The organism is Haladaptatus sp. (genome assembly GCF_049589095.1).
Taxonomy (GTDB): domain Archaea; phylum Halobacteriota; class Halobacteria; order Halobacteriales; family Haladaptataceae; genus Haladaptatus.
Genome location: NZ_JBAWAC010000319.1, coordinates 1 through 3,569, shown reverse-complemented (window position 1 = coordinate 3,569; position 3,569 = coordinate 1). Strand labels below are relative to the sequence as shown.

The following is a 3,569-nucleotide window of genomic DNA, read 5'->3' as shown; positions in this document are numbered from 1 at the left end:
CGTTCGGCGCGGCCGTCGGCGCGCTCCCGGCGTTCATCTTCACCGGCTTCATGGTCATCGCCGGGGAGGCGGCGAACGTCGTGGGACGCTACGTCGCCGCGACCGGTCCCGGTAAGGCGGACCAACTCGGCGCGCTGGGAATCACCGGTTCCATCGCGTTCGGTCCGGTGTTCTCCCCCGCGATCAGTTTCGCGGCGGGGACGGCGGCGGCCGCCTACGCCGCGAAACGCGGCTACATGGAAACCGGCTTCGACTTCCACGAGGCGAAGAACATCTCGTTCGCGCTCGGGACGAAACCCGACGTGCTCGCCGTCGGCGGCCTGTTCGGTATAATCGGCTACTGGTTCGTCCAGCTTTCGACGATTTACAGCATGCCCTACGACCCCATCGCGATGGGCGTCGTCCTCTCGGCCGTGGCCCACCGCCTCGTCTTCGGCTACAGCATCATCGGAAACGCCAAGAAGGGCCTCCTGAACATGTCCCCGTTCGAGTCGGAGGACCGTCGCATCATCGGCGAACCGGCGGCTGACGGCGGGGAATCAGACGCTGGCGGTTCGCCCGAAACCGACGGTGGCACGGTCGGAAACCGCTTCCTCGTCGAACCGTGGCTCCCCCACCAGTACAAGTGGGCGAACGTGGCGACGCTCGGCCTCGTCGTCGGGATTCTGGGCGCGTACACGGCCTACGTGACGGGGAGCCCGTTCCTCGCCTTCGGTATCAGCGCGGCCAGCCTCGTCTTCCTGAACTGCGGCGTCGAGCGAATGCCCGTCACCCACCACATGGCTCTCCCGGCGAGCACCGCCGCGCTGGCGCTCGCTCCGGCAAGCATGAACATCACGACGGCGTCCCCGGCCGCGATTCAGGCGCAGATTCCGCTCCTCACCGCGCTCGCCGTGGGTGCAGTATTCGGCGTCGTCTGCGGCCTGTTCGGCGAGGCGTTCCAGCGCGTGTTCTACTCCCACGCCGACACACACATGGACCCGCCCGCCGCGAGCATCGTCTTCGGCACGTTCCTCGTCGCGATCCTCGCCGCGCTCGGCGTCTTCCCGCAGAGCGCGTGGGTCGCGTCGCTCGGGATGTAACGTCGGACGTCACGGCCCGACGCGTCGATCGCCGATTACCGACCATCGATTTTCACCGAATTCCGCGAGAACACTCAATGATCTCCGCGCGAACCGGTAGTGAGCGGCAAATCGTAATAGATGAATAGTTGTTCAACTATTCAACTGATGACTTATGGCTCGACAAGACGACCGACTTCGTCGCCTGCTCGACGACGAACTCGACGGGTGTTCGGACGGCGACGTGGAACGGCGGCGGGAAGAACTGCTGGCGTTCCGCGAGGACGCGTTCGCCGAGGCCGACATCGACCACGTTTCGACCCTCTCGGCGCTGGCGAGCGAGAACCGCTATCGGCTGATTCGCGTTCTCACGACGGCGAACCGCGACCTGTGCGTCTGTGAACTCACGCCGCTGTTCGACGTGGGCGAAAGCGCGCTCAGCCACGCGCTCTCGGAACTCGCCGATGCCGACCTCGTCACCCGACGGACGGTAGGACGATGGCACTACTACGGGGCGACAGACCGCGCGGAACGCCTCCGTGCCGCGCTGGACGTGACGTTCTGGGAGCCACCGACGGTCGCCTTCGTCTGCGTACAAAACGCCGGGCGGAGCCAGATGGCGATCGCGTTCGCGGAGCGGGAGATCGAACGACGGGACTTCGACGTCGAACTCGTGACCGGCGGCACCGACCCGGCGGACCGGGTGCACGAATCCGTCGTGGAGACGATGGCGGAACGCGATTTCGACCTCGTGGACCGAACCCCACGGAAGATCACGTTCGAGGAGTTGCATACCTGCGATTACGTGATCACCATGGGCTGTTCGGCGGCGGACGTGTGTCCGGCCTCGTGGGCGGGCGAAACCCGCGATTGGGACCTCGACGACCCCGACGGAAAATCCCCCGAGCGCGTCCGCGAGATTCGGGACGAAATCCGCGGCCGCGTGCGGTCGCTGTTCGACGAAATCGAGCGCTGAGACGGACGACGGATTTCGGGATAACCGCGAACGCCGAACCTAAGTGCGGAACCGACGAATCCCCCGGCATGGTTCCACCGCTCGTTCTCGATATCGACGGTACGATGACCCGGCCGGACGACTCCATCGACCCGCGGTTTTTCGATCTGCTCCCCGACTGGGAGGCCCCCGTCGTCATCGCCACCGGAAAGGCGTTTCCCTACCCCGTCTCGCTCTGTCACTTCCTCCAGATACCGGAACTCGTCATCGCCGAGAACGGCGGCATCGTCCTCGCGAACGACGAGGTCACGCGCAACGGCGACGGCGACGCTGCGCGCCGCGTCGCCGAGGAGTACCGCGAGGCAGGTCACGAGTTGGGGTGGGGCGAAGTGGACCTGACCAACCGCTGGCGCGAGACCGAAATCGCCGTCCAGCGCGACCAACCGCTCGGCCCGCTCTCGGAACTCGCCAGCGAGTACGGACAGGAAGTCGTGGACACCGGCTTCGCCTACCACGTCAAATCCTCCGGCGTGAGCAAGGGCATGGGAATCAAGGCCGTCGCCGAACTGCTCGGACGCGATTTGGAGGAGTTCGTCGCGGTCGGCGACTCGGAAAACGACGTCTCCACCTTCGGCGTCGTCGGCGAGAGCTACGCGGTGGCGAACGCCGACGAGAAAGCCAAGCGTGCGGCCGGAACGGTCATCGATGAGTCGAACTCGGAGGGGACGATATCGGTTTTGGAGGAAGTTCGAGAGTGGCCGTGACAACGAAAGGGACGGAATTTTACTGAAAGAATTGTCCTCGAACACTACAACCCGCTACGGAAAGATGGATTTGGTTTTGTTGTGATTTCAGCAACTGGGAAGCAGACTCCGAAAGCCCTCGCCCGGTCGCTTCGAAATGACGCAACTTTTGATGAGAGCACAGCTACTGCGACGAAGTCTTAGAAAGCCCCCACCCGCTCGCGGTCCTCCGGAAGACGTTCCGGCTCACATTCGTTCGCGGGCTGCGACTTCCGTGGTCACCCTCACTACGTTCGCGTGACGCTCGCCCGACATCTCTCATCCGCTCGCTCCCGATGGTCGCTCACTTCTTCGAGAGTGGTCGGCGAGGCGACCACGCAAGCGCGAGTTCAGTCGGAAACGAGTTCCGACAACGTCCCCCTCACTGCGTTCGCGGGACCAGGTGGCCCCTTTCAATCCCACCCCACACCGCTACCGCGATAGCCACACCCTCCCAGCCGACTCCCTCCGCCGCTCCTTTTCAGTCGCGGCGTCACTCATCCCTCACACGATAGCCAGACAGGCCCGCGCGCCACCCGGATGGACGGGTTATGCGATAAGGACCAGCTGCCGCGGCGCGCGAAGGCGCACCCAGTGCGCCCGCGCGGGGGGTGAGACTTGCGAGGCGCGGAGCGTCTCACTGACCTGCGGCCGTAGCCCGCAGGCACTGCAGCGAGTGTAACGAGCGAAGTCGTTCGAAAGACGCTTCGCGTCTTTCGTGATGACGAGAGAGCAAAGCTCTCTCGAACCACGCACAATCGGTTGGGGAGG

3 protein-coding genes and 1 pseudogene are annotated in these 3,569 nt (G+C 64.7%); all 4 read left to right on the top strand.

What is annotated here, in order from left to right; genetic code table 11:
• The coding region (locus tag WBV42_RS10325; protein ID WP_423985952.1) for a hypothetical protein at positions 1–1,082 on the top strand (1,082 nt) is incomplete at its 5' end.
• A gap of 154 nt (positions 1,083–1,236) precedes the next feature.
• Positions 1,237–1,575 (top strand): annotated as a pseudogene (locus WBV42_RS10320) (ArsR/SmtB family transcription factor); the annotation flags it as partial.
• 33 nt (positions 1,576–1,608) lie between these two features.
• Positions 1,609–2,037, top strand: coding sequence for a low molecular weight phosphatase family protein (locus WBV42_RS10315; protein WP_423985953.1), 429 nt, complete (start codon positions 1,609–1,611; stop codon positions 2,035–2,037).
• A gap of 68 nt (positions 2,038–2,105) precedes the next feature.
• On the top strand, positions 2,106–2,780 hold the full coding sequence (locus WBV42_RS10310; RefSeq protein ID WP_423985951.1) for a phosphoglycolate phosphatase: 675 nt from the start codon (positions 2,106–2,108) through the stop codon (positions 2,778–2,780).
• The last annotated feature ends 789 nt before the right edge of the window (positions 2,781–3,569 follow it).

Bases quoted from the DNA above. Each gene is read 5' to 3' on its own strand.
- WBV42_RS10310 (WP_423985951.1), top strand. From the start codon at position 2,106: ATGGTTCCACCGCTCGTTCTCGATATCGACGGTACGATGACCCGGCCG.